This is a genomic window from uncultured Alteromonas sp., from assembly GCF_963976965.1.
Taxonomy (GTDB): domain Bacteria; phylum Pseudomonadota; class Gammaproteobacteria; order Enterobacterales; family Alteromonadaceae; genus Alteromonas; species Alteromonas naphthalenivorans.
Genome location: NZ_CAXBMP010000004.1, coordinates 124,563 through 146,251 on the forward strand (window position 1 = coordinate 124,563; position 21,689 = coordinate 146,251).

Below are 21,689 nucleotides of genomic sequence, written 5' to 3' on the forward strand. Positions count from 1 at the left end.
TCTTAAGCTATCCAATTTTGTCGGAGGTCAAGTGCATCAGCGCTTATCCAGAGTAAAAAGTCGATCAGCTGCAATCCGGTTTCTGCTATCGCGGGCACAGTTCAAAGAGTGCTTTGCCGTAGTTAATCAGCCTGGCTTCAGGAACTCGGCACTGGCCGGACTACAGGTGGCTATCGCGGCGCTGGTTGTGCTTCCGCTGATCGAGCTATCCGACTTTTCGCACCTGATTGGATTTGCTTCGCTGGGTACATTGGTGGCTTTGTTTGGCCGTTTTGCGGCCCCGGAACGCCGGGGCTTTACGGTTTTCCTTTGTTTGCTCTGCCAAACCGCAACCGTTTTTGTGATGTCCCTGGTGGCCTGGCTGGAGTTGCCCATGGTTGGTCAGCTGGCCATTCTGGCGCTGTTGTGCGGTACGCTGTTTTACATCGTCACCGTTGGTGATTTCGGTCCGCCAGGTGCATTGATCTTCATATTCGCCGCCAGCGTTTCAATGGGCCAAGTGGATACCTTTGCCTCTGTCCTCGAACGTACGACTGCGACCGCAGTGGCCGCTGCTCTTGCCTGGCTAGTGGTGATGATCACCGACGTGTTCCGCCACGATACACCGGCGGCACAGGATTGGTTCAAAAGCCGGCCCGCCAGTCACAAGTTGATCGCCGTCGCGCGCATGGTGTTGGGCTCTGCCGTGGCGGCTTATGTTGCTTATGCGTTTGGCGGTCAGCACGCCGGTTGGGCGGCCATGGGCGCTGTCGCCGTGTTACAGGGTAGCCATTTGCATATCAGTATGAGCCGAGCCCTACAGCGCACCATAGGCAACGTACTCGGCGCTCTCCTTGTGGCTTTGGTGCTGCTAAGCCAGCCCTCTGTGTGGACCATTATTGGGCTGGTGGCGTTACTGTCGTTCGCTACCGAGACCATCATCGGATCGAATTATGGACTGGGCCAGGTTCTGGTTACGCCCATGGCTCTGTTTATGAGCTATCTGGCGGCACCAGACCTTGCTGGCATGGCGATGGTGCAGGAGCGGGTAGTAGATACCCTCATAGGGACCGCTGTCGGGATCTGTTTTGCGATTCTGTTTTCGACCCTGGACGACCGAGCTCATTTGCTAACTCATCACATAAATCGCGGAAGGTAAGTTGCAGTCACGGGCTGTTGGTTCTCGAACGCCTATCAAAACCTTGGTCTGTCCCAGATGCAAGAGAGCCAGTTTATGGGTAGTTCATAGGCCCTGAGTATCACTGAGAATGAATCGGACGCGGCGTTTTGGATTAGAGACCGCAATACGAGTGTGGGTTTAAGAATACGAGCGGGAGTGCCAGTTACTGGATCGGGAAAGAGATCACGGCGGCTTCAGTTGACCGATTCAATAAGCTCCCTTGTCACCACATCTTGGGGCTGATCTCAGCATAAATACAACCTTCCCTCATCACTACAATGTGGTTGGCACAGCGACAGGCGTTGGCGAGATCGTCGATAGCTATGGCAATGGTTTTGCCCCCGGCGACTCAGTTCCCGGATAAGATCGAACCCCTCGACCTAGCGGCCAAGATCCAGGGCTAAGGTCGGTTCATCGGGAAGGACCAATTGCGTTTCCTCGACAACGGTCATGGTAATCCAGACCCTTTGCTTCGGGCCTCCGGATAGCGCGTCCAAAGGGCGCTCTATCGGTTCTGACATGTTCACAACCCCGACTGAATCCGAGAATTACCCCTTTAAGCACGACATGCCCCTCAGCCTCAATGGACTTACCCCGATGCGTGTGACACACCGTAGCCTCAAATTGAACCCCTCGGACTCGGCCCTGAATGTTCGCTTTGCGACCCGAGCGGCCAAATTGTGGTAGCATCATTTGGGTAGCAAATCGGAAAAGCGTAACCTGCTATGCGTCATTGAATATCATGAGCTTACCGGAATATTACGTGTAACCGGAGGGCTAAAAGCGTGACACCCTCCCGGCCTTCAACCGCTCAATCTCATCCAGAAGCTCTTCGATAGTCGAATTCTGCGCCGCCACAATAGAACTCAGGCGATCAATCTGCTTGCGATAGTCTGCGATCTTCTGCTTATCGGTTCTTGCCCTGTTGTCTGTAGTACGCTTGCTGCTCCTCTTTTGCTCCGACTTAGAAGTTATGTAGGCTTGAACCTCAAGTATCAGCAAAGGGTACCTGTCCTTTTTCAAAGCTGAGGGATCTCGTCCCGCTTCTCTCGCAACGTTGTTTTGGGTAACAGCTGCCCCCAAAGGAAGGCGGATTGTCTTACCTTTTTTCAGCCGATCAAATGCATCCCTGAACTCTTGCTCTGCCGATTTCTTAACCGTTGACGACACTGAGATACACCTCTATCGCATAGATTTCTTTTTTCAAAGCGTTGAAACGTGGACTCTCGGAGGTCAGCGACTCGATTTTCTTTTCGTGAGCAGCCTTTAGTCGTCTCAAGGCTGGCCCATTTTCACGCTTAAAAATCGCATCTGTGCAGATGCCTCCGCCATCAGCCCCAGCACACTGCGCCATTGACTCAATACCACCATACTCACAGACCCCAGCCTTCATGCAGAATCCGGCCAGTGTGCGCCGACAACCAATATCGCCTTTGGCTATTAACTTCGTAAGCTGTTTTTCCTCCCCAGCTTCTACAAGATTGACAACCTTAATCGGGATCATCTGCTTAGAATGAGGGCGCACATTCTCAAAGCTATCTTCCACCACACTTGCAATCTGCCGGTAAATTGCCTTGTAGGACTCGACTATGACGGAAGTTTCAGCATCCGAGTTGAGTCTCAAATTAGTGAAATTGCGGCCATAGTAAAGCGTCATTTTTTGACTCACATGCTTCATGAGCCACTGTAAGCTTTGATCAGAAACCATGTTGGAGGCGAACATATTGACGTTGGTGGTGCGTCGCAACTGATGCGCCGCTAAAGGCCATTGAAGCCCGATGCCAAATCCTTCTCTATTGCCAATATTCGGGGTCATAGACACCGCAATTTTCCAATCCTCTTCTGTCACTGCCATCTCTTCTGGATCGAAAAAAAGCGGATAGCGATCAATGAAGGGACCCAGCCTTAATTGCCCTATAAGTTCGTTCTTGGAGTTTCGGTTGTTACCCTTTACTGGAAGCCACGGCTCCGTTCCGGCCAACGCGAGCGGCACAGAAGAACTATCCCATTCAGGCGCAGACTCACCCCCTGGGAAATACTTCAGCCTCCATTTAGCAATGGTGCTCGCCGCATCAACAGCCTTCTTAACGGTGCTGGGCACAACCCATCGAGCATCATCATCAGGATCAGTTTTCGTGGTTTCCCCAACCAACATTGCGATATCCCCCAACCTCTCGTCACGCTCGATGAGAAAGCAATCAGACCTGAGCGAGTTCACCTCATTCAGGCGCTGAAGGGAGAAGCTCATGATGTAAAATAGAGCCGCCTCTTTAACCATATTGAGATAGGCCGTAAAGCGGGTACTCCTGTAGATGAGAGGCGGTACGCCCAGCCATTTCTCGAAAAGCCCTGAAAGTCCATACTCCACAGAAAATCCTTCAAACCCTCCTGCAAACAGCACTCTTTTTTTGTAAACGTGCGGCTCATAAAAGGGTGAATGGTATTTAACATCCTTTACGCAAGAGGCGTTATACGTATACGCTTCTGATAACCAGCTGAATGCGCTTCCCAGCGCTTGCTCATGCTCGAAAAAATCGTCCAGGCACTCATTCAACCTCTTAACCTGGTACGCCCATATTCTGGGTGGAATATATGGAGTTTGAACCTTCTCATGACCTTTTATCTGCGACGCCAGGAGCGCCAAACCTCTCCCTCCGAATACCTCAAAGCCAAGAACATCTGATTGCAATCTCAATCTATGTAGAAAGTTGACGTAAACCTTAAAACTGGCGCACTGAAGAGCATCAGCAATCTCCTGATGAATCGCCGGAAACCTCTCAACGTCCGAGATCAGCACTCCCTTACTATCGCAGACGCTTGCAATCTTTGTCAGGGCTCCAAACGAGTAAACACAACTCCTAATTCGCCCAGGAAAAAGTCGCGGATGATAAAGCACCAAGAGCACAACCTGCTTGACAAGAAAGACATTCTCATCAGAAATCCCGTCCTTTTTAAAATTGAAGGTCGCAGAGCGCTCGAACGCCCGAAAGTCCCAGAAATCATCACCATATAGGGACAGCGGGGCACCTTCGCTGTCGACCGATACCGCCCAATCTCTGGGTGGCGGAAAGCATGGCGGTCGATACAACGGCGAGTCGACCGTAACCAACGTGGATGGCGACATAAAGCGCAAAGTGTCAGCGTTCATTACTGCTCCAGAAGCTCAATAATTGGGGCCCAATTAGGGTGGTAATCACCCTCTTCAATCCGCTCCTGCGCTTCTGACACCCAGCCAGCACGCCTAGAACTAGAGTTCTTAAACCACGACAATTTTTCGGATAACCGATCAACTACGACGTCAGAGGGCACCTCTTCACGACTCAGCGTCATGCTTGCCTCAATCGTCTTGAGATGCCGAAAGGAGGAAATGGACCAGATATAGTCTTCACTATCTACATCGCGATGATGCTTGCACCACAGGCAACCAGATGGATTGACACAGTTAGGTTCAACTATCCCCCCAGGTCTATCGGCCACCGATTCTGGGTCACCATTGCAACTGCTGGAAATCACCGACGCCTTGAGATCCTTTTGCTTGATAGGGTCGTGCTTGCTCCAAAACCGGGCAACCTCAACCATAGCTCGCTGCTGACTAGGTCGCTCGTATTGGTCCTTTAACACCTCCCGAGTATGCTGAGCCATATCTGCCGTTAATTCAGGGTCTCCTGAGCGGCGCAAAAGCCAATTCACCCTGGTGTTTCTCAGTTCTCGTGGTGTAACCCAAGCAAGTCCATGTGCTTCAAATAACTGCCGAAACGCCACAAAGTGAGTAAGCCCCGTTCTCGACACACTCTCTCCCTTGCCATAATTATCAAACTGAGGGAAAAAGTTTGGAGAATCAGGAAAGAAATGGTTCACAAAGGCTCGAAATCGCTCAAGAAAGGGCTTGTAAGACTTGTAAATTCGAAAGCTTACCTCACCTCCTCTCCTGTTCTTGTAACACCTTACCTGCCAGCTATCGCCGAGCGGCTTATACTTCAAGGCTCCGCGCCCCAACTCTCTAGCCTGAGTCAAATTCATGCCTGTCTGAGCAAGGAAAATCAGAAACTCTGCCTGGACTCGCAGGTTCACCAGGTGCCACCTTTTCGCTCCGCCCCTCCGGGGAGAAATATCACTGACCGCCTCTCGTCGCTTTAACGCTTCCCGATAGAGGACCTTTTTCTGATATGCCCAGCCAGGCTTGGGAGTAGCTGCCAACTCAAGCTCTTGCAATCCCGCATGGAGCAACACCTCATTGCCCTCAACCAGACCGGCTCGGATTGGGATCTCTAGGGGCAGGGGCCCATAAACAGCTTCCTTAGACAATCCTTCCGCGATATCGACCAGGAAATTCCCCTGCTTGAAGGTAGCCTCCAAGTTTTTCTTCTCAGCAATCCGACTGACCGCTTTTGGCGCTTCCTTGACGGCACGAAGGCGAGTCCTATTAATGAGGCGGACGGTTTCCGGTATGGAAAGAATGGAACCAAAAATCGACGACAGCGTCGCAGCCTTTATGTAGGCTGACTTCGGGCTCAACTTCGAACCCTTCTTCCTAGACTTAATGAACAAATACTCGGCGTACTCCAGGAAGTTGAATTCCAGCTTTGCAAGACTGAACGAGTGCTGGCCCTCATCCAGGAATCTCATAAATCCCACGAACGTAGCAAGGTAATGAGGCACCGACTTCTCCGATCGGCCAGCGTAAAGTCTATTCTCAAGCTCTTCTTTAACAGCTTGTAAAAGCTCCAACCTCTCTGTTCGAATCGCCCCTAGCGCTCCCACGGCAATTTTTTTGAACGCCAAATCCGCTCTCAAGCTCGCGCCGCCCCGATAAAGGAACCGTGTTAAATCTGACCTTGAACCATATCGGGGCGCATTCTCCTTATCTAGATACTGGATCAACAAATCAGGCGTCGTCATTGAATGTAACCTTATCGATTAATGTTTCGACGTTGCCAACTTTGCCGACATACAAATTGAAAAATTCGTCCGACAGCGCCTCCTTTACAGGCTCTTTTTCGATGAACTTCACATATTTCCAAGTTGTCGCCTCATCCTTGTGGAGCATGGCATCCCTAACAAAAACGATGGCATCGACCTGGCTCGGAAGGGCGCTCATTGCGAGTCGCATTAACTGGGTGCCAAAAGTGGCTCGTGTTTGGTGAAATTTAAAATCCCTAAATTGATCAAGCCCTGCCTCAGCCAGCTTTTCACGCAGGTAGCTGATTAGTTTTGTAAAGGACGTCTCGGAGTAGGCGTTTCCTCGCTCAGACAGAAACAGCAAGGTTCGATCTTCTTCGGAGGCCCTCGCCTGTCGACCAAGGCGTCGCGCTGAATAAGCATATCGCTCAAGCTGACGAACAAGCTCGGCAGGAAAGAGCAGCGCACCACTCACATCGTACTTGGTTTCAACACCTGTTCCAGGCCCCACCGCAATGCGCTTCATTGAGGGAATTGTCGGATCATCCAGGGCGTTATCGATGCTTGATAGACGCAGGGTGCGAATGGTCTCACTCCGAGCCCCAGTAAAGAAGCCAATCATGGTCATCAGGTAAAGCTCTACTTTCCCACGCTCGAAAAGAAAAGTAAGTAGCGCCGCTCGATTCTCATCCGTTAGAGGGGTCAGCCCATCCTCCAATGCCGCACCAACCCGCCTTCGATTCGGAATGGCCAACTCGCTTGAAGTCACAGACATCGTCCGAGAGAAGCCGACAGAGGTATAGAACTGGATCGTTTTAGACTGATCCTCCCACATGGACTTACGGTCAACCCAGCCATAAACCTGGGCCCAGCGGTAGAATTGAATGATCGCGCCCATTCTCGATGTGGCGGTGCTGGAGCTAACCAATCCGGCCTTCCGCTGTTCAATGAGAAATCCTCGGTACTGGAAAAGACAACGATCTTTCTTTCTCTTCGGAAAGTGTCGCCAATCCACCCCATGATCTTCTAGCCAGCAAGCGTAGGCTTTTAGGTGACTCATGTTTGAGGCCACTGTTTTGATATCGTTTCCTACAACGGAGTCTAACTTGTGGAGTGCATAAGCATTGGCCGCGAGCCAAGGCTCTCCGTCATCGAAGAATATGTGTGGCACCTTTGGCACTGGCTTTGAGCGACTGACCGGAACCCAAGAAACCTCCTGAGAACCCTTGTCGGTATCGAGAGCCATAGGCGTAATACTGACTCTTTCGAGCATCGCCATAATGAAGTCCTTGGTTGATCGATTGCCTACCCAATCCGGCTTGCAGCCAGAAATGTCGCATCCAGAGTCTTAAAAGTTCGCAGACTTACTCTTTGAAAGTCGAGCACCTCACAGCCGCCACCCTTTCGCGAAAATTGCAGCACCAGCCTTCAACCAGGGGCGCTCTGGTGATCATTACTGACTTCAGATTTCCGCAATCAAACAGCAACCGAATGTCCGCCTCTTGCATTTTCCCTATTTCGCCTCATCACTTTTCTGGTTTTGAATATTCCCAAGAGACGCCAACAGGCCCCGAATAGATCGAAGACCTAATCGCACCTCTCTATCGGCTCTGAGGTTTGCCTTAAGGTTGGGGAGATCACAGGGCTTTGGGAGCTGAACCCCAAGAACTCGGGCTACTTTAAGGGATAGGGTTTCCTGTTACCTGGCAGATCTTTGATAGCTTTTATAAGCCGTGACTCACCGAATCGCTGTAAAAGGTACAGCCACTCTCTTTGCCCTCTTTCATTGGTAATCAGAGCGGAAATTCTTCCTACCAGGGGCGGGCCTGAGGGCCCTCTGGCCGTGAGCGGCTAGCCCACTTCCTTGTCTATTTCTGGAAAGAAACTTAGGGTAGGCTCATTCCAATGTCAATAGTTACCACAGTATTTTGTATTCGTCATATGCTAGCATTCGTATGTATAATCGTTTCAATCCACTACTAAGATATTTAAAACTAAAATGTAGATATCTTAGAAACTTGGGGACAAACCACATGAAGGCTACGCTACTTTACGCTGCCGTTATTTTACTTTGCACCGCGTGTGCACCATCTAAGCCGAACACAAAAAATGCATCTGTTGAGCGTTCAGACGACAGGGCTTTTTCAGTAGCTGTTGAGGCTTGGTTAGATAAATCTGCACTAGAACAAGCGCAGGCTATAGCAGCAGGTGAGTTGTCATCCGAGGCGTTAGTAAAAGGCTATCTCGCTAGAATCGAAAAGCTTGATGGTGATGTAAATAGTATTTTGGCACTTAACCCCAATGCCATTGAAGAAGCCAGAGCGGCTGATTTAGCACGTAAAAATAGAATGCGTAAAGGGCCGCTGTTTGGTATTCCAGTGTTACTGAAAGACAATATTGAAACCAGTGAGCTACCTACTACCGCAGGCGCGATGGCACTTGTTGATAATGACACAAAGCGAGATGCCCCCATTGTAGCTCGCCTTAAAGCCGCGGGCGCCATTGTGTTAGGTAAAACTAACCTCTCTGAATGGGCTAACTTTCGGTCTGAATCTTCTATTAGTGGTTGGAGCGCCGTAGGTGGGTTAACCCGAAACCCGCATATGTTATCTCGTAGTGCTTGTGGTTCTTCGTCGGGTTCAGGTGCTGCTATGGCATTGCGTTTAGCGTCGTTAGCCGTGGGCACTGAAACCAATGGTTCTATTATTTGTCCTTCTTCAATGAACGGTATTGTAGGATTTAAACCCACAGTTGGGCTGTTATCTCGTACGCACATTGTCCCTATCTCATATACCCAAGATACCGCAGGTCCTATGACCGCAAACGTTAACGATGCATGGTTAATGGCATCAATCATGGCAGGTGTAGATACAAAAGATAGCGCAACGCTAGAGGCTAGCAAACACATGCTTAATGCACCGCAGCAAAGTATGTTGGCGACCGATTTAAAAGGCGTGCGCGTAGGCGTTGTGCGTTACCGTCAAGGGGATAACCCTCATGTGCTTTCTACTTATGAAAAAGCCTTAAATAGCCTAACTGCCGCAGGCGCTGAGCTGGTGGAAATTAGCGACTTCAAACAACCTGAAAGTTTTTGGGCCGACTCTTATCAAGTGTTACTTAGCGAGTTTCATTACACATTAAACGAATACTTAGAAGGCAGTCCAGCGGACATTCCTGTGCGCAGTTTGTCGGAACTTATTACTTACAATCAAGCAAGCTCTCGAGAACTTGCGCTCTTTAATCAAGATATATTCGAAAAAGCAGTGAATACAGATGACATTAATAGCCCAGAATACGCTTCGGCTCTAGCCTTGGTAAGAGAAACTGCGAGAGACAAGGGTATTGATGCCCTAATGGCACAACATAAAGTTGATGTACTTGTGGCACCCTCAAATAGCCCGGCTTTTCTGATTGATGGCGTGTATGGCGATCATTCCCCAATGGGGTTTATTGGAATTGGGTATTTAGCGGCCATTGCAGGTTATCCGCATCTTACTGTACCGGCAGGAGAAGTGAAAAACCTTCCGGTGGGAATTAGCTTTATTGGCAAGCAATGGGACGATGAAAAAGTGCTACGCATTGGCAGTATATTTCAAGCAAAGCATGGGGCCTATATAAAGCCTGGTTTGTTACCGAGCCGACTACATAACCCCGCATTGTTAGACGCTGTGAAGGGGCTGTAACTCGTTATAGACCCTTATCTCAAATGCATAAAAAAGCCCCAGCACACGTGAGCGAGACTGGGGCTTTTTTGATAATTCGAGTTACTAGCCTGGGCGTTTAACCCATGCACTACACCAACCATTGGCGTTAACCAATTTGTTAGGGAAGATGGCGCAAGGGCGGTGTTGTTCGCCGTCGGCACCTTGAATGTACATGCAGTTGTTACATTTAGCACCGTCTACAGTAGACGCCGCAGTGTAGTTTAATGCTTTCGCGCTTGGATCATCTGCTTGTAGTTGTTCTTGCGCATTCGCACGTAACGCAACGCTTCCTAACGTTAGGCCTATCAAAGATGTACCTGACAATTTCAGAAAGTCACGACGGTTTACAGACTTCATAATTCTCTCCAATTGAGATAATAACGATAATGATTCTTTTTTACTCAGCGCCTAAAACGCAAAAACCTGCCGCAAGGCAGGTTTTGAATGTTAATAATTATACTATAACCCGTGGCGTTTGGATCTAACACAAAGCAATAAATATTTGTTGATCTAGATTAACGAGTTTCACCTGAACAGCTAGCAAAATCAATGTCCTATAGCATCAACGCAACATTAGTTTGCGCGCCACTGGCAAAACATGAATTATTTTTTAGTTACGCTCGCCTGTGTTAAAGGCACATCGGGTTTTGCGTAAGCATATTGGGCTATCTTTTGCGTACTATGATAAGTGTCCAGACCCGAGATACATGAGGTTTGTAGTGATTCAAGATCTATATACCCATCTTCGGCAATAGCACTTTTTGCAATGTCATCTCCTGTAGTGCTGCTGCCCGCAATAAAGACCTCTTGGATTTCACCTATAATCATTTCCGTTTGATTACACAACGTAAAATGCTGTTCTACTTTAAGCCCCATCTTTATCGCGCTTTCTTTAACATAAGGCGCGCTGAAGTTCTGGCTAAACCAAGGCGTTAGTCCAACCTCATCGAACTCACTCACACCATTATCATACCGCGCAGATGTTTGATGTGCTTTGTCAGTCCAACTTGTATGAACATGATTTAAAGTGAACATACCTTGCTGCTTAATATTAGTCAGAGAATCTCGCTGTGCAGTGTGTGGGCGCATAATAATGCCCAGCAATGGTGGGTTAGCCCCTACATGAACCACAGAACTAATAATAGCTAAGTTGTTAACTCGGCCATCGGTGGTGCCTAACAGTGAGGAAGATTTAAAGCCAGATAGACTATTCACAAAGTTGGCGCGATATCGTTGCGGCAAAGCATTGATATCCTGCAACGAAAAATGGGTACCACTATCAGCCATTTTCCTGCTCCGCAATAATATTTAAGTCTTCGCCTTGTTGATAGACGCCAAGTTCTATAGGTTGGCAACATACTTGGCAATCAAGTACCTGCACCTGACCCACATCATTAACCTCATCAATTTCTACATCATTGGCTGCCATGCAATATGGGCAAGAGAACGCCATCGATCGCGTTAAGCTCATGATTTCCTCGTATGTGAATTACGTTGTGATAGTTATTACGAGTAAAGTAGAAAACTGGATTGACTGCCAATTAAGCCAGAATGACTTTACAAGCTACTACGCAAGCGCCTGTGCACCTACGCATGAAATAAAAAGGGAAAAGGTTGAATAATAGGGCTGTATAAATATACACTAATTAGTGTATGCAATAGTTTGGTTTTATAATGCGAAAAGATTTGCCACCACGATATTACTTAGCCCACTTTTTTGAGTTCTTAGCGTTCTTTAAAGGGGCGAATGCTGCGTTGTTAAGTGATGACGCTCATGGTTTTATAGAAAGCTTTAACCAGCTAGATGCTGACAAACAATGCATCATTGTGCGTGCGGCTAATCGTAAATATGCGGTAATTGACAGGTCGCAGTTTTCTTATGCAGAAATAGCTAACCCTCAACAGCAAATTGACGAGCTGATTGAAGCTAAGTGGTTCGGCGATTTGCACCACGCTTCGCTGCAAGATATTGCAGGCGTACTGACTAAAGACGCTATTTTAAGGTTGTTAAGTGAATACGGTGCCACTCAAGGTTTGGCATCATTGACCAAGCCCGTGCTTGTATCGCGCTTAGAAGCCTGCATTAATCAGCATGGCTGGCCTGAAGGGCTAAATGAGCATACTTACTTAGTGTGTTTGTTTGATGCACCGCTAAAATTTTTATTATTCCTTTATTTTGGCAATACCAAAGGCAGGCTGAATCAATTTTCTATGCGCGACTTAGGCGTTATGCGTACACGCGGCGATTCGGTATCAGATATTACCCGTTTCGACAGTAAAGCAGATGCTGAAGCAGCCTGGTTTTATGCCAGCCATTTAGAAAAGCTCCCTTTTCTTTCTTTAGCGCAAGCAAATGCATTAGCCCATGAGACGTTCCCCAATAGCGATGGCGTATCAGCCATGTTTTATCGTGATCAGTTTCTTTATGCACTAGCGTTAAAATTACTAGGCGAGCACCGAGAGCAGGCCCTTCTTTTGCTATACCAAGCCCAAAGCGACAAAGCGAAAGAGAAATGGATAAGAGAAAGCTATAAAGATGGCAACACCGATAGTGTTAAAGAAGTACTAGAACACATTATCGACTCACCACCTTCCGATACGCTGCTGGCCTTTGCTGAAGATTTCTATGCGAGGAAATACCACAAAAAGCGCACCAGTGCGGTAACCGATATGTTAAGAAATGCAAGCCGCACTATTGATATTGATGTTAGCCAAAATCAACAGGTAGAGCGTGGCGTGTTAGCCCATTATAAACGCTTAGGTATTGCCGGTTGGCGCACCGAGAACAGATTATGGCGCAGCTTGTTTGGGCTAACCTTTTGGGCACAGCTATATGAAGAAGATACCCTGGTCACTGAGTTTGATAGACGGCCTCTATCGCTTAAGCAAAACAACTTCTACGCGCGTTTTGGCAGCAGTATTGAAGCCTTATTTGAAAGGTTAAATAGCAAAGATAAGTTTCGCCACCACGTGCATAAAATGGCGACAGCCCACTATGGCAAGGTGAATAGCTTATTCATGTGGAGCAGCCATTTGCTTGAACCTATCGATGCCCTAATCAAACACGGCGAGCTTAGCGCCATTGTTAACCTGCTTCGAATGATGAGCGAAGATTTTGCCTCGTTAAGCGACGGCTTCCCTGACATCATGATTTTTGATGAAAAGTTACGCTTTGAAGAAGTGAAAGCGCCAGGCGATCAGTTAAGACGCAATCAGTTGGTGTCTATTCAGAGGTTGCAACGTGCAGGGTTTGAGGTTGCCGTTACTACGGTAAATTGGCATCGCGACCCTAATCAGCCGTATGTTGTGGTTGATATTGAAACCACTGGGGGCAACAACAGCTACAATCGAATTACTGAAATTGGCATGGTGAAAATTGTTGCGGGCGAGGTGGTCGATACCTATCAAACTCTAATTAACCCCCAGCGACGAATTCCGGCTACCATCACACGTCTTACTGGTATTTCTGATGATATGGTGGTTGATGCGCCATTATTTGTTGAGGTGGCTGAACGTATTGCTAGCTTTACCGACGACGCGGTATTTGTGGCCCATAACGTTAACTTCGATTATGGCTTCATTAAACAGGAATTTGCACGATTAGAGCTTCCTTTTAAACGACCCAAGCTGTGTACGGTGAGAGAAATGCGCAAGGTAAACCCTGGGCTACCCTCATATTCATTGGCTAACCTCACTCGGCATTTCGACATTAAAATGGAGCAGCATCACCGTGCGCTCTCTGATGCAAAAGCGGCCGCTGCACTACTTGATATCATTCTAACGATGTCGGCTGAAACAATTAAATAAATGTAAGGTTAGGTAAGGCTAGAGAAGGTGAACATTTTTTCTAAATTGGCGTAATAGTAGTGTTAAATAACAAGAGCCGGAACTATGCGAGATACCGAAGAGCAACTTACACAAGAGCAGTACACAAAAGAGCGTCACTTTGAAAAAGGCCGTATTTCAAAAGAGCATTCTTCAAAAGAGCATGTCTCAAAAGAGCCCTCGTCAAAAGATTATCCATCAGAGCTCTATCCCTTAGAGCGCCATACTGAAGGGCATCTCACTGAGGTTGAACAATCTCGCGTCATTGAAATGGCGTGGGAAGATAGAACCCCTTTTGAGGCAATCGAAGACTTGTATGGCTTACCTGAGAAAGAGGTTATTAATCTGATGCGCCAGAATTTAAAGCACAAAACTTTCAAAAATTGGCGTGCAAGGGTGTCAGGGCGTAAAACCAAACACAAAACGTTACGCCCAGCAGGCGTAGAAAGAGGGTACTGCCCGTCTCAATATAAACCTCAGAGTGCGAATAAGTAACCTTCTATTGTGCTGGCTATTCTGTAGGTTTCAATGGCTTCACGGTAGTGACAGGCAGTAGCAGCATCATAAGTTGCTGGCGCCAAGGCGTGGGGAATAACTGGGTAGTGCTGTCATCTGCAGGCGTAGCTTGTGAAATTTGTTGTTTATAGGCTTTATAGTAAGGGCAGCTTTCTTTAAGGCTTTCAATGCGACTTAACACCGAGTCGATAAAAATAGCAGGGCTACGTTGGGTGTTCTGCTTTAAATCTAATACCAGTTCACGCAGAACATAGGCTTCCCACTCAGAGCGGTATTCTCGTTCTAGCTTGCTGGGCTCGCGAGAAAGCTCAGTGATTTGTTGGTGTAACTCCACGTCGTTTTCAGGCTTGTCGTAAAGCACACGCAAGGCAAGCAATACGTCGATAGACAGGCGTGAAACAGGGAGTTGAGATTTTAGTTCTTCGTAACGTTTGGGCACCTTGTAAACCTTTTTACCTTAGCGGTAAAGATTGAAAAACTTTTATTTCTTAGCGTTTGAGTTAGTAGACACTACCATACTTCACTCAGTTTTTTTAGTAAATGGCAGTACGCACAAGCAGTTGTAATCATTAAATAAACGTAACCATTCAGCGCTGAACTTTCGCGTGGGGAACCACCGTATTAAAAAGTGCACTGTCAAAGTGCGTACGCGTTCTTGCTGTTTGGCCCATCATTTTGATGGGCCTTTTTTATTGCTCAAATGACACCTTTATACCTGCAAGCAACCGACTAACGCTGTCTACCACATCGGCACGTATAAACCACTCTGTGTCATCAATAAGAGTAATATCTCCGCTTATTTCAGCTGAAGCGCCATGACCCGTCCCCAAAAAATCTTCAGTCAGCTCACCCCTAGGGCCAAAGCCTTCACTTACATAAGAATAGTGAGAAAAATAAGACAAAGGGTAATTTCCCACGCTCGTTCTTCCGCTCAGGCCAATAACAAACTTTGAGCTTGAAGATGACAGCTGCTGAATAGTTTCAATGAACAACGTTTGGGATGGCGTGTATTGAAAGCGATATTCACCCCGAATAAAGTTGTTGTCAGTCATACGCTCGATACTCACTTCGTAGCTATGGGTTTGCCCCATTTTTGCCGAGTATTCTAATTCAACATAATTGAGTTGGTGGAAACTATCAAATGCGCTGTTGGCGTTGGTATCGTCAAGTTCGCCAATAACCAATTCTATTTCGCTGTCCTCTTGCAAGGCATAAACACTGCGCATGCCTTTAATCCATCCATCTTTAGATAGCCCTGACGAAGAAACTCGGCCCTTATAGGTGGGGATGATCCCCGCCTCCATTTTTCCATCAGAAAATTCATAGCGTAAATATAAACGCCTAGCGTAAAGGTAATCTGACGTATCACTATCAAAGGTATTATGGCTTGATGCAAAAGATTCTCCGGTAACCACAAAACTATTTAACGACCACGCATCGTCAGAGGACAGGGAAACAGAAGGGTAATATCGCACTCTATACTGATTTCTATGATCTCGGTCTGAGCGTTCGTCAAAACGAAATTGCATGTCAAGCTTCTGTGAAAAGCTTAAGCGCTCGGCAAAGGCATTGGCGCATACGGAAAATAAGAGAACAACAAATACAGCTGCGTTATCTACCCTTTTCATTTCAGTCGAGTCCAATTCATCAATAAGTTAATTAAGCCTAACCAGCTTATACGAAAAAAAGTGCGACTAGGGTAACTATTTGTGATGGAAAAAACTGAAAAAAAAAGCCGGTGAATGACACCGGCTAAAAACTGGAGGTGGACTCCAATGAGGGTAAACACATAAAACACAACTAAAGTTTCAATAGCAGGGAGGGCTAGGAAACTGAGTTAAGTATATGCCCGCCCCGTTCATTTGAAAAACCTTAAAACTTGATTGTCCTAATCGTAAAAACAGAATGAACTATATGAGCTAGTAATTGCTTAAGCATGGGCAGTAGAGCGCATAGCAAAATGATACTGATAGGCGCGAGTAATTTAAGTCGTTTGGAAATATGTTGTAGAAAAAGAAGGGGTGTACCAGAAGTAAAAAAAGGAGATAAAAGCAGTGCCGTGGAAAACACGGCACTGAATTTTGATGCTGTTAGGCTATGCCTAGTTTCTTCTCAAGGTAGTGAATATTGGTACCACCGGCAAAGAAGTTTTCATCAGCCATAATAGAGCGTTGTAGAGGAATATTGGTTTTAATTCCCTCGATAACTAGCTCATCTAACGCATGACGCATTCTGGCAATGGCTTCGTCACGACTTTCACCAAAGGTAATCAACTTACCAATCATGGAATCGTAGAAAGGCGGTACCGTGTAGCCAGCATAAATATGAGATTCCCAACGAATACCTAAACCGCCCGGCGAGTGGAAAATATCAATCGTACCTGGGCTTGGGATAAAGGTTTTAGGATCTTCTGCGTTAATTCGACATTCAATAGCATGGCCACGAATTTGAATTTGCGATTGGTCGATAGACAGAGGCTGACCGGCTGCAATACGCAGTTGTTCTTTAATTAGGTCAACGCCGGTAATCATTTCAGATACTGGGTGTTCAACCTGAATACGGGTATTCATTTCAATGAAATAGAACTCGCCGTTTTCGTATAAGAACTCGAACGTACCTGCGCCGCGATAACCAATTTCGACACAAGCACGACGACAACGATCGCCAATCTTGTTACGCATTTGCTCAGAAATACCAGGTGCTGGTGCTTCTTCTACCACTTTTTGGTGGCGGCGCTGCATAGAACAGTCACGCTCACCTAAGTGAATAGCATTGCCTTGGCCATCGGCTAAAATTTGAATTTCCACGTGACGTGGATTTTCTAAGAATTTCTCCATGTACACGGTGGCGTTACCAAAAGCCGCGCCCGCTTCAGCTTGCGTAGTTTCAATAGCACTAATAAGTTCCGCTTCACTGCGAACCACACGCATACCACGACCACCGCCGCCGCCAGCTGCTTTAACAATAATTGGATAGCCAATGCGTTTAGCAATGGTTTTATTCTTATCATTGTCGCCAGTAAGCGGGCCATCTGAGCCAGGTACACATGGAACGCCAGCTTTCTTCATAGCACTAATTGCTGACACTTTATCACCCATCAGGTTAATGGTGTCTGCCGTTGGGCCAATGAAGATAAAGCCACTCTTTTCAACTGCTTCAGCAAAGTCGGCGTTTTCTGCTAAAAAGCCGTACCCTGGGTGAATAGCAATAGAATTAGTGACTTCCGCCGCTGCAATAATGCGAGGAATATTCAAGTAGCTTTCGGTTGCTGAGGCTTTACCGATACAAATCGACTCGTCTGCTAGCAACACGTGCTTTAAGTTTTTGTCTGCCGTGGAGTGTACCGCAACGGTTTTGATGCCAAGTTCTTTACAGGCACGCAAAATACGAAGGGCAATTTCACCACGGTTTGCAATGAGTACTTTATCTAGCATAGTACGAAGCCTGCTTATTCAATGATGAACATGGGTTGATCAAACTCTACTGGGTCTTGGTTATCTACCAGTATTGCCTTAACCACACCAGATTTGTCTGATTCAATTTGGTTCATCATCTTCATTGCTTCAATAATACAAAGTGTGTCGCCAGCATTTACCGTTTGACCCACTTCAGCAAACGGTTTTGCTGTAGGTGAAGATGCGCGATAGAAAGTACCAACCATTGGTGATTTAACCACATGGCCTTCTGGCGCTGCAGGTGCCGCTGCTTGAGCAGGTTCAGCCGCCGCAACGGGTGCTGCTGGAGCCGGAGCTGGTGCTGCATGAGCTGGTGCAGCAAAGCTATAGTTTATTGGCGCTTGAACGCCAGTTGGGCCGCGATGAATTCGAACAGACTCTTCGCCTTCAGTGATCTCAAGTTCGGCAATGCCAGACTCTTCCACTAATTCGATGAGTTTTTTGATTTTTCTAATATCCATGTTCAGTCTCTACGTTAATTTTTTGATTGCGGTAAATTGATGGCGGCGGTCAGGGCTAGTGAATAACCAATGGTACCAAGGCCAACAATGACGCCTGCCGCAACATCTGAGAAATATGAGTGATGTCGAAATGATTCACGGGCATGAACATTCGACAGGTGTACTTCAATAAACGGGATATTGACACTTAACAATGCATCGCGAAGTGCAACGCTTGTATGTGTGAAAGCAGCGGGGTTAATGATGATTGCGTCGATATTGCCCATAGACTGATGAATACGGTCGATAAGCGCATATTCTGCGTTCGACTGAAAATGGGTAAGGGTGGCATCAGACGATTTTGCCTGCGCGCTCAGATCATCAACGATGTCCTGTAACGTTTGTGTGCCATACTTATCGGGTTCACGTTGTCCTAACATATTTAGGTTAGGGCCGTTCAGTAACAAAATATTCATTAAATTTGCTGCTATCTTCGGTAAAAAGTCAGTGTATTTGCTATTTCAGCAAAATTTTATGACAGTTGCACGAAAAAAAGACAATTAATCCGGTTGTTTATTCATTTAGACGTTGATTATAGAGGTAGTGAAAGATTTCGCAGCAAAATACTGGTCTAATCAGGTGTTTTCGACGCAAAGTTCTCTTCCCGGTCTATGCGTTATCACAGGTGTGTGGCGGTGTATAAGAAAGTGATCATGTAATGCTAATGTGACTTTTATGTGCTGCTTATGTAACTAGTGGAGTTCAATTCGGCTCATTTTTTAACGCAAATGGCACCGACATGTACTTTCCTTCGTACTTGGCTGTATACACGGCGAAGTGCAAATGGGGTAGTGATGAAAACCCTGTATTACCAGAATAACCAATGAGCTCTCCAGCTTTCACCTTTTGCTCTCTTGTTACCACCACACCTTTATATTTCAAATGATAATATTCGCCTGTGGTGCCATCGTCATGCAAAATAGCGACAAAATTCGCGTGCTTAGCAAACCGTTTAGAAGCGCCGCCTAATTGGCCATCATCTTTCGTATCTATTACCACACCATCGCGAGCGGCGAACACGGGAGTGCCAACCGGCGCCGCAAAATCTAATGCATAACAGCCCCCACCAAAACCTTGTACTACGGGGTAATTACTAGCTGGGCGCAGCGGCGGCAAATAAATCACTTCATCATTGTGCACAGCATTCAGCACTCCTGAAGTCCAGCTTACTTTCATTGAGTGCCAAAACCGTCGCGGGCTTTTTACTACCCCCATTAAAATAGGGTCATCGTCGTTTAAAAAATACGCTGGATGTCGACCCGGGCGTAAGCCCACTGGTTGGTAAAGTAGACGTAAGCCCACTTGCCGAAAGAGTAAGCACAAGGGGCAGTGGCACCTTTCGCTGAGCATAGACTTCATACTTCCCATTCGTGGGCGCTGAAATGCTGATACAAAATCGATTGGCATCGTAGCAACTGGGCGCTTGGGTAGACGGGTTTTGGTTTACGACCTCTTGCGCCATTAGCGTTTTTAGTGGCGCACACAAGGTAAAAACAAAAAAAAGTGTGAGGGAAAACTGAAACATTAGGGGCATAGCTCACCCTTGAATTACGGTGAAGTGTAGTCACTCACCCGTCATAACGTTAAAACGTATTCTCAACGTGTTCAGCAAAGGCCGGCGCTTTCATAAACCCGGTTACCCGAGACTGCGTTAGTTCATTACCGCTTTCATCGAAAAATAAAATGGTCGGCAGCCCAAGAATAGAAAACGCTTCTTGAAAGGCTGTGTTGGTGGCAGAGGTATCGGTTAAATCTATCTGCATCCACACGGTATTATTAAGCGCATTAATGACATTAGGATCAGGGAATGTGTATTTTTCAAACTCTTTACAGGCCACACACCAATCGGCGTACAAATCCACCATCACCGTTTTGCCTTGTGAATTAGCTGCCGCAATTTGTTGGCGTAAATCATCTAAGTTTTCAACAACAATAAACGTTGGATGAGCAAGCTGGCTGTGCTGTATGGCAGTGTCTTCAGATGAAGTCAGGGTGTTATAGGCGAGTAGCGCACTGGCGAACAAGCCTGCCGCAATAACTAACGTTCGCACGTATTTCGCAATGCCCTTTTTACTCGCTTCGTTGACCACAAAATAATAGCCGAATGCCCCTAAACCAAGGGCTGCCCACAGCAGGTTAATGTAATCGTCAGGCCATGCTTTTGGCCATAAACGTTCTACAAAAACAATGGCCACCGACAGCATCATAAATCCAAACGATACTTTTACCACGTTCATCCATTGACCCGCTCTTGGTAGCAATTTAGAACCTGTGATCCCAAATATAACAAGAGGAACACCCATGCCAATACTCAACACATAAAGCGAAATGAAGCCAAGGGTTAAGTCGCCGCTTTGTGCAATAAACAATAAAATGCCGGTTAATGGCGCCGTAGTGCATGGCGAGGCAATTAGCCCCGATAACGCACCCATAGCGAATACACCCGCCATGCTGCCAGGCGTTTGGTTGTTACTTAAATTAGTTAAGCGGGTTTGCCATTTTGCAGGAAGTTGAAGCTCGTATCGGCCAAACATGGCTAACGCCAGCAGAACAAAAATGCCAATAAAAATGCCTAGAATGAGCGGATGTTGAAGTGCAGCCTGAAACTGCATACCCGCCGACGCCACAATTAAGCCTAATATAGAATAGGTAATGGCCATGCCTTGTACGTAGGTAAACGTGAGCCAAAATGCGTTGCTGGCTTTTGCCTGTTTACCTTGGCCAATCACAATACCCGACACAATGGGGTACATAGGGAACACGCAGGGGGTAAAAGCAAGGCCTATGCCTAATGCAAAGAATAGCACCAAGGTGAGGGCTAGGTTTTCTTTGTTAATGAGCTTATCGGCCAGAGAATATTGAGACGCTTGAGAGCTACTCGGGTTCGTTTGCGAGAGACTCTGTTCATCTGTCGACATGGGATCAGCGCTGTTGCTCAAGACGCTGGCGTTAGCGTTGCTGGCAAGGGCATTCAAATAGACGGTTTTAATATTCGGTGCGTAACAAAGGCCCGCATCGGCGCAGCCTTGGTAGCGTATTTTTACTATACCGTCGTTGGTGGCTTGTGTAATAGGAACCGTTATCGTGACTTCATCATAAAATACTTCCGATTCGCCAAAGTATTCATCTTCAATGATCACGCCTTTGGGATAATGAGGTTCCCCAATGGCGGCTTGCTTAGCCACTAACTTGAATTGCTTTTTATAAAGGTAATAGCCATCGGCAATGGTAAAGGAAAGGCTTAAGGTGTCGTCTGCCTGATTGAAGTCGAATACAAAGGCTTGGTCTACTTTTAAGAATTCTTCTTGGTTGCTGAACACATCGTCGAACCCACCCAGGCTCTGATTTGAAGGCGGAGCGGAGGTTTGAGGCGAAGTTTGTGCCGTAATTTGTGTATTAGTTTGCGAATAGCCAGGCAGCGCAAGCGATGCTAAAAATAGACAACATGCGACAAAAGAAAATAAACGGGTGATGTACTTCATATAACGACTTTCTTTATCCTAAAGCTATTGGCCTATAAAAAGTAAGACCGAGATGTATACGCTATTCTTTCACAAACCCAGTTTAACACAGCTACCGTCGGTCGCTTGAGTTTGCCACTTAACGCAAAGCGTTGCACCTTCGCTTGTTA

General features: G+C 46.8%; 18 protein-coding genes. 4 read left to right on the top strand and 14 right to left on the bottom strand.

Going from position 1 to position 21,689, the window contains the following annotated elements; all coding sequences use genetic code 11:
* Positions 1-31: 31 nt before the first annotated feature.
* Positions 32-1,138, top strand: a complete 1,107-nt coding sequence (locus AAC006_RS04905) for an FUSC family protein (RefSeq protein WP_007105030.1) — start codon at positions 32-34, stop codon at positions 1,136-1,138.
* A 798-nt stretch (positions 1,139-1,936) separates the two neighbouring features.
* Here the strand turns inward: AAC006_RS04905 and AAC006_RS04910 are convergent.
* Genes AAC006_RS04910 through AAC006_RS04925 form a run of 4 tightly spaced genes read right to left on the bottom strand, consistent with a single transcriptional unit; the run spans position 1,937 to position 7,337 of the window.
* Positions 1,937-2,329, bottom strand: coding sequence for a hypothetical protein (locus AAC006_RS04910; protein WP_013786619.1), 393 nt, complete (start codon positions 2,327-2,329; stop codon positions 1,937-1,939).
* A complete protein-coding gene (locus AAC006_RS04915; RefSeq protein ID WP_013786618.1) occupies positions 2,313-4,307 on the bottom strand; it encodes a hypothetical protein in 1,995 nt (664 codons plus the stop codon). The genes AAC006_RS04910 and AAC006_RS04915 overlap by 17 nt, the downstream gene beginning before the upstream one ends.
* Complete coding sequence (locus tag AAC006_RS04920) at positions 4,307-6,058, bottom strand: hypothetical protein (RefSeq protein WP_013786617.1); 1,752 nt, start codon at positions 6,056-6,058, stop codon at positions 4,307-4,309. The genes AAC006_RS04915 and AAC006_RS04920 overlap by 1 nt, the downstream gene beginning before the upstream one ends.
* The gene (locus tag AAC006_RS04925; protein ID WP_013786616.1) at positions 6,045-7,337 is read right to left on the bottom strand and encodes a site-specific integrase; all 1,293 of its coding nucleotides are present in this window, start codon (positions 7,335-7,337) and stop codon (positions 6,045-6,047) included. The genes AAC006_RS04920 and AAC006_RS04925 overlap by 14 nt, the downstream gene beginning before the upstream one ends.
* A 754-nt stretch (positions 7,338-8,091) precedes the next feature.
* On the opposite strand from AAC006_RS04925, the gene AAC006_RS04930 reads away from it, so the two are divergent.
* Positions 8,092-9,741 carry an amidase gene (locus tag AAC006_RS04930; RefSeq protein WP_013786615.1) on the top strand — a complete coding sequence of 550 codons (1,650 nt, stop codon included), beginning with the start codon at positions 8,092-8,094 and terminating at the stop codon, positions 9,739-9,741.
* An 84-nt stretch (positions 9,742-9,825) separates the two neighbouring features.
* Here AAC006_RS04930 and AAC006_RS04935 read toward each other — a convergent pair whose 3' ends face one another.
* The 3 genes from AAC006_RS04935 to AAC006_RS04945 form a co-directional block, all read right to left on the bottom strand.
* Positions 9,826-10,119 (bottom strand): high-potential iron-sulfur protein, encoded by a 294-nt coding sequence (locus tag AAC006_RS04935; RefSeq protein ID WP_013786614.1) that lies wholly within the window; start codon positions 10,117-10,119, stop codon positions 9,826-9,828.
* A gap of 246 nt (positions 10,120-10,365) precedes the next feature.
* A complete protein-coding gene (locus tag AAC006_RS04940; RefSeq protein ID WP_013786613.1) occupies positions 10,366-11,049 on the bottom strand; it encodes a flavin reductase in 684 nt (227 codons plus the stop codon).
* Entirely contained in the window at positions 11,042-11,233 is a 192-nt protein-coding gene (locus tag AAC006_RS04945; RefSeq protein WP_126872096.1) for a CPXCG motif-containing cysteine-rich protein, read from the bottom strand. Before AAC006_RS04945 ends, AAC006_RS04940 begins: the two co-directional genes overlap by 8 nt.
* A 203-nt stretch (positions 11,234-11,436) precedes the next feature.
* Between AAC006_RS04945 and AAC006_RS04950 the strand changes: the two genes are divergently transcribed.
* Positions 11,437-13,569: an exonuclease domain-containing protein gene (locus AAC006_RS04950; protein WP_208804616.1), complete on the top strand. Its 2,133-nt coding sequence runs from the start codon at positions 11,437-11,439 to the stop codon at positions 13,567-13,569.
* Positions 13,570-13,851: 282 nt separating this feature from the next.
* A complete protein-coding gene (locus AAC006_RS04955; protein WP_041453193.1) occupies positions 13,852-14,082 on the top strand; it encodes a TIGR03643 family protein in 231 nt (76 codons plus the stop codon).
* Positions 14,083-14,098: 16 nt separating this feature from the next.
* On the opposite strand, the gene AAC006_RS04960 is transcribed toward AAC006_RS04955, so the two are convergent.
* The 7 genes from AAC006_RS04960 to AAC006_RS04990 form a co-directional block, all read right to left on the bottom strand.
* Positions 14,099-14,542, bottom strand: a complete 444-nt coding sequence (locus tag AAC006_RS04960; RefSeq protein WP_208804614.1) for a hypothetical protein — start codon at positions 14,540-14,542, stop codon at positions 14,099-14,101.
* Between the two features lie 250 nt (positions 14,543-14,792).
* Positions 14,793-15,731 (bottom strand): hypothetical protein, encoded by a 939-nt coding sequence (locus AAC006_RS04965; protein ID WP_126872092.1) that lies wholly within the window; start codon positions 15,729-15,731, stop codon positions 14,793-14,795.
* Between the two features lie 462 nt (positions 15,732-16,193).
* Positions 16,194-17,537 (bottom strand): acetyl-CoA carboxylase biotin carboxylase subunit, encoded by a 1,344-nt coding sequence (gene accC / locus AAC006_RS04970; RefSeq protein WP_057795338.1) that lies wholly within the window; start codon positions 17,535-17,537, stop codon positions 16,194-16,196.
* 14 nt (positions 17,538-17,551) lie between these two features.
* Complete coding sequence (gene accB, locus AAC006_RS04975) at positions 17,552-18,019, bottom strand: acetyl-CoA carboxylase biotin carboxyl carrier protein (protein WP_208804612.1); 468 nt, start codon at positions 18,017-18,019, stop codon at positions 17,552-17,554.
* A gap of 14 nt (positions 18,020-18,033) precedes the next feature.
* Positions 18,034-18,474, bottom strand: a complete 441-nt coding sequence (gene aroQ / locus AAC006_RS04980) for a type II 3-dehydroquinate dehydratase (RefSeq protein ID WP_339890822.1) — start codon at positions 18,472-18,474, stop codon at positions 18,034-18,036.
* A gap of 286 nt (positions 18,475-18,760) precedes the next feature.
* Positions 18,761-19,465, bottom strand: a complete 705-nt coding sequence (locus AAC006_RS04985) for a M23 family metallopeptidase (protein WP_339890824.1) — start codon at positions 19,463-19,465, stop codon at positions 18,761-18,763.
* Between the two features lie 176 nt (positions 19,466-19,641).
* Positions 19,642-21,540 carry a protein-disulfide reductase DsbD gene (locus AAC006_RS04990; protein WP_339890825.1) on the bottom strand — a complete coding sequence of 633 codons (1,899 nt, stop codon included), beginning with the start codon at positions 21,538-21,540 and terminating at the stop codon, positions 19,642-19,644.
* Between the last annotated feature and the right edge of the window lie 149 nt (positions 21,541-21,689).

Bases quoted from the DNA above. Each gene is read 5' to 3' on its own strand.
- AAC006_RS04940 (WP_013786613.1), bottom strand. From the start codon at position 11,049: ATGGCTGATAGTGGTACCCATTTTTCGTTGCAGGATATCAATGCTTTG.
- AAC006_RS04945 (WP_126872096.1), bottom strand. From the start codon at position 11,233: ATGAGCTTAACGCGATCGATGGCGTTCTCTTGCCCATATTGCATGGCA.
- AAC006_RS04985 (WP_339890824.1), bottom strand. From the start codon at position 19,465: ATGCCAATCGATTTTGTATCAGCATTTCAGCGCCCACGAATGGGAAGT.
- AAC006_RS04920 (WP_013786617.1), bottom strand. From the start codon at position 6,058: ATGACGACGCCTGATTTGTTGATCCAGTATCTAGATAAGGAGAATGCG.
- AAC006_RS04950 (WP_208804616.1), top strand. From the start codon at position 11,437: ATGCGAAAAGATTTGCCACCACGATATTACTTAGCCCACTTTTTTGAG.
- accB (WP_208804612.1), bottom strand. From the start codon at position 18,019: ATGGATATTAGAAAAATCAAAAAACTCATCGAATTAGTGGAAGAGTCT.
- aroQ (WP_339890822.1), bottom strand. From the start codon at position 18,474: ATGAATATTTTGTTACTGAACGGCCCTAACCTAAATATGTTAGGACAA.
- AAC006_RS04990 (WP_339890825.1), bottom strand. From the start codon at position 21,540: ATGAAGTACATCACCCGTTTATTTTCTTTTGTCGCATGTTGTCTATTT.
- accC (WP_057795338.1), bottom strand. From the start codon at position 17,537: ATGCTAGATAAAGTACTCATTGCAAACCGTGGTGAAATTGCCCTTCGT.
- AAC006_RS04925 (WP_013786616.1), bottom strand. From the start codon at position 7,337: ATGGCGATGCTCGAAAGAGTCAGTATTACGCCTATGGCTCTCGATACC.
- AAC006_RS04935 (WP_013786614.1), bottom strand. From the start codon at position 10,119: ATGAAGTCTGTAAACCGTCGTGACTTTCTGAAATTGTCAGGTACATCT.
- AAC006_RS04930 (WP_013786615.1), top strand. From the start codon at position 8,092: ATGAAGGCTACGCTACTTTACGCTGCCGTTATTTTACTTTGCACCGCG.
- AAC006_RS04915 (WP_013786618.1), bottom strand. From the start codon at position 4,307: ATGAACGCTGACACTTTGCGCTTTATGTCGCCATCCACGTTGGTTACG.
- AAC006_RS04965 (WP_126872092.1), bottom strand. From the start codon at position 15,731: ATGAAAAGGGTAGATAACGCAGCTGTATTTGTTGTTCTCTTATTTTCC.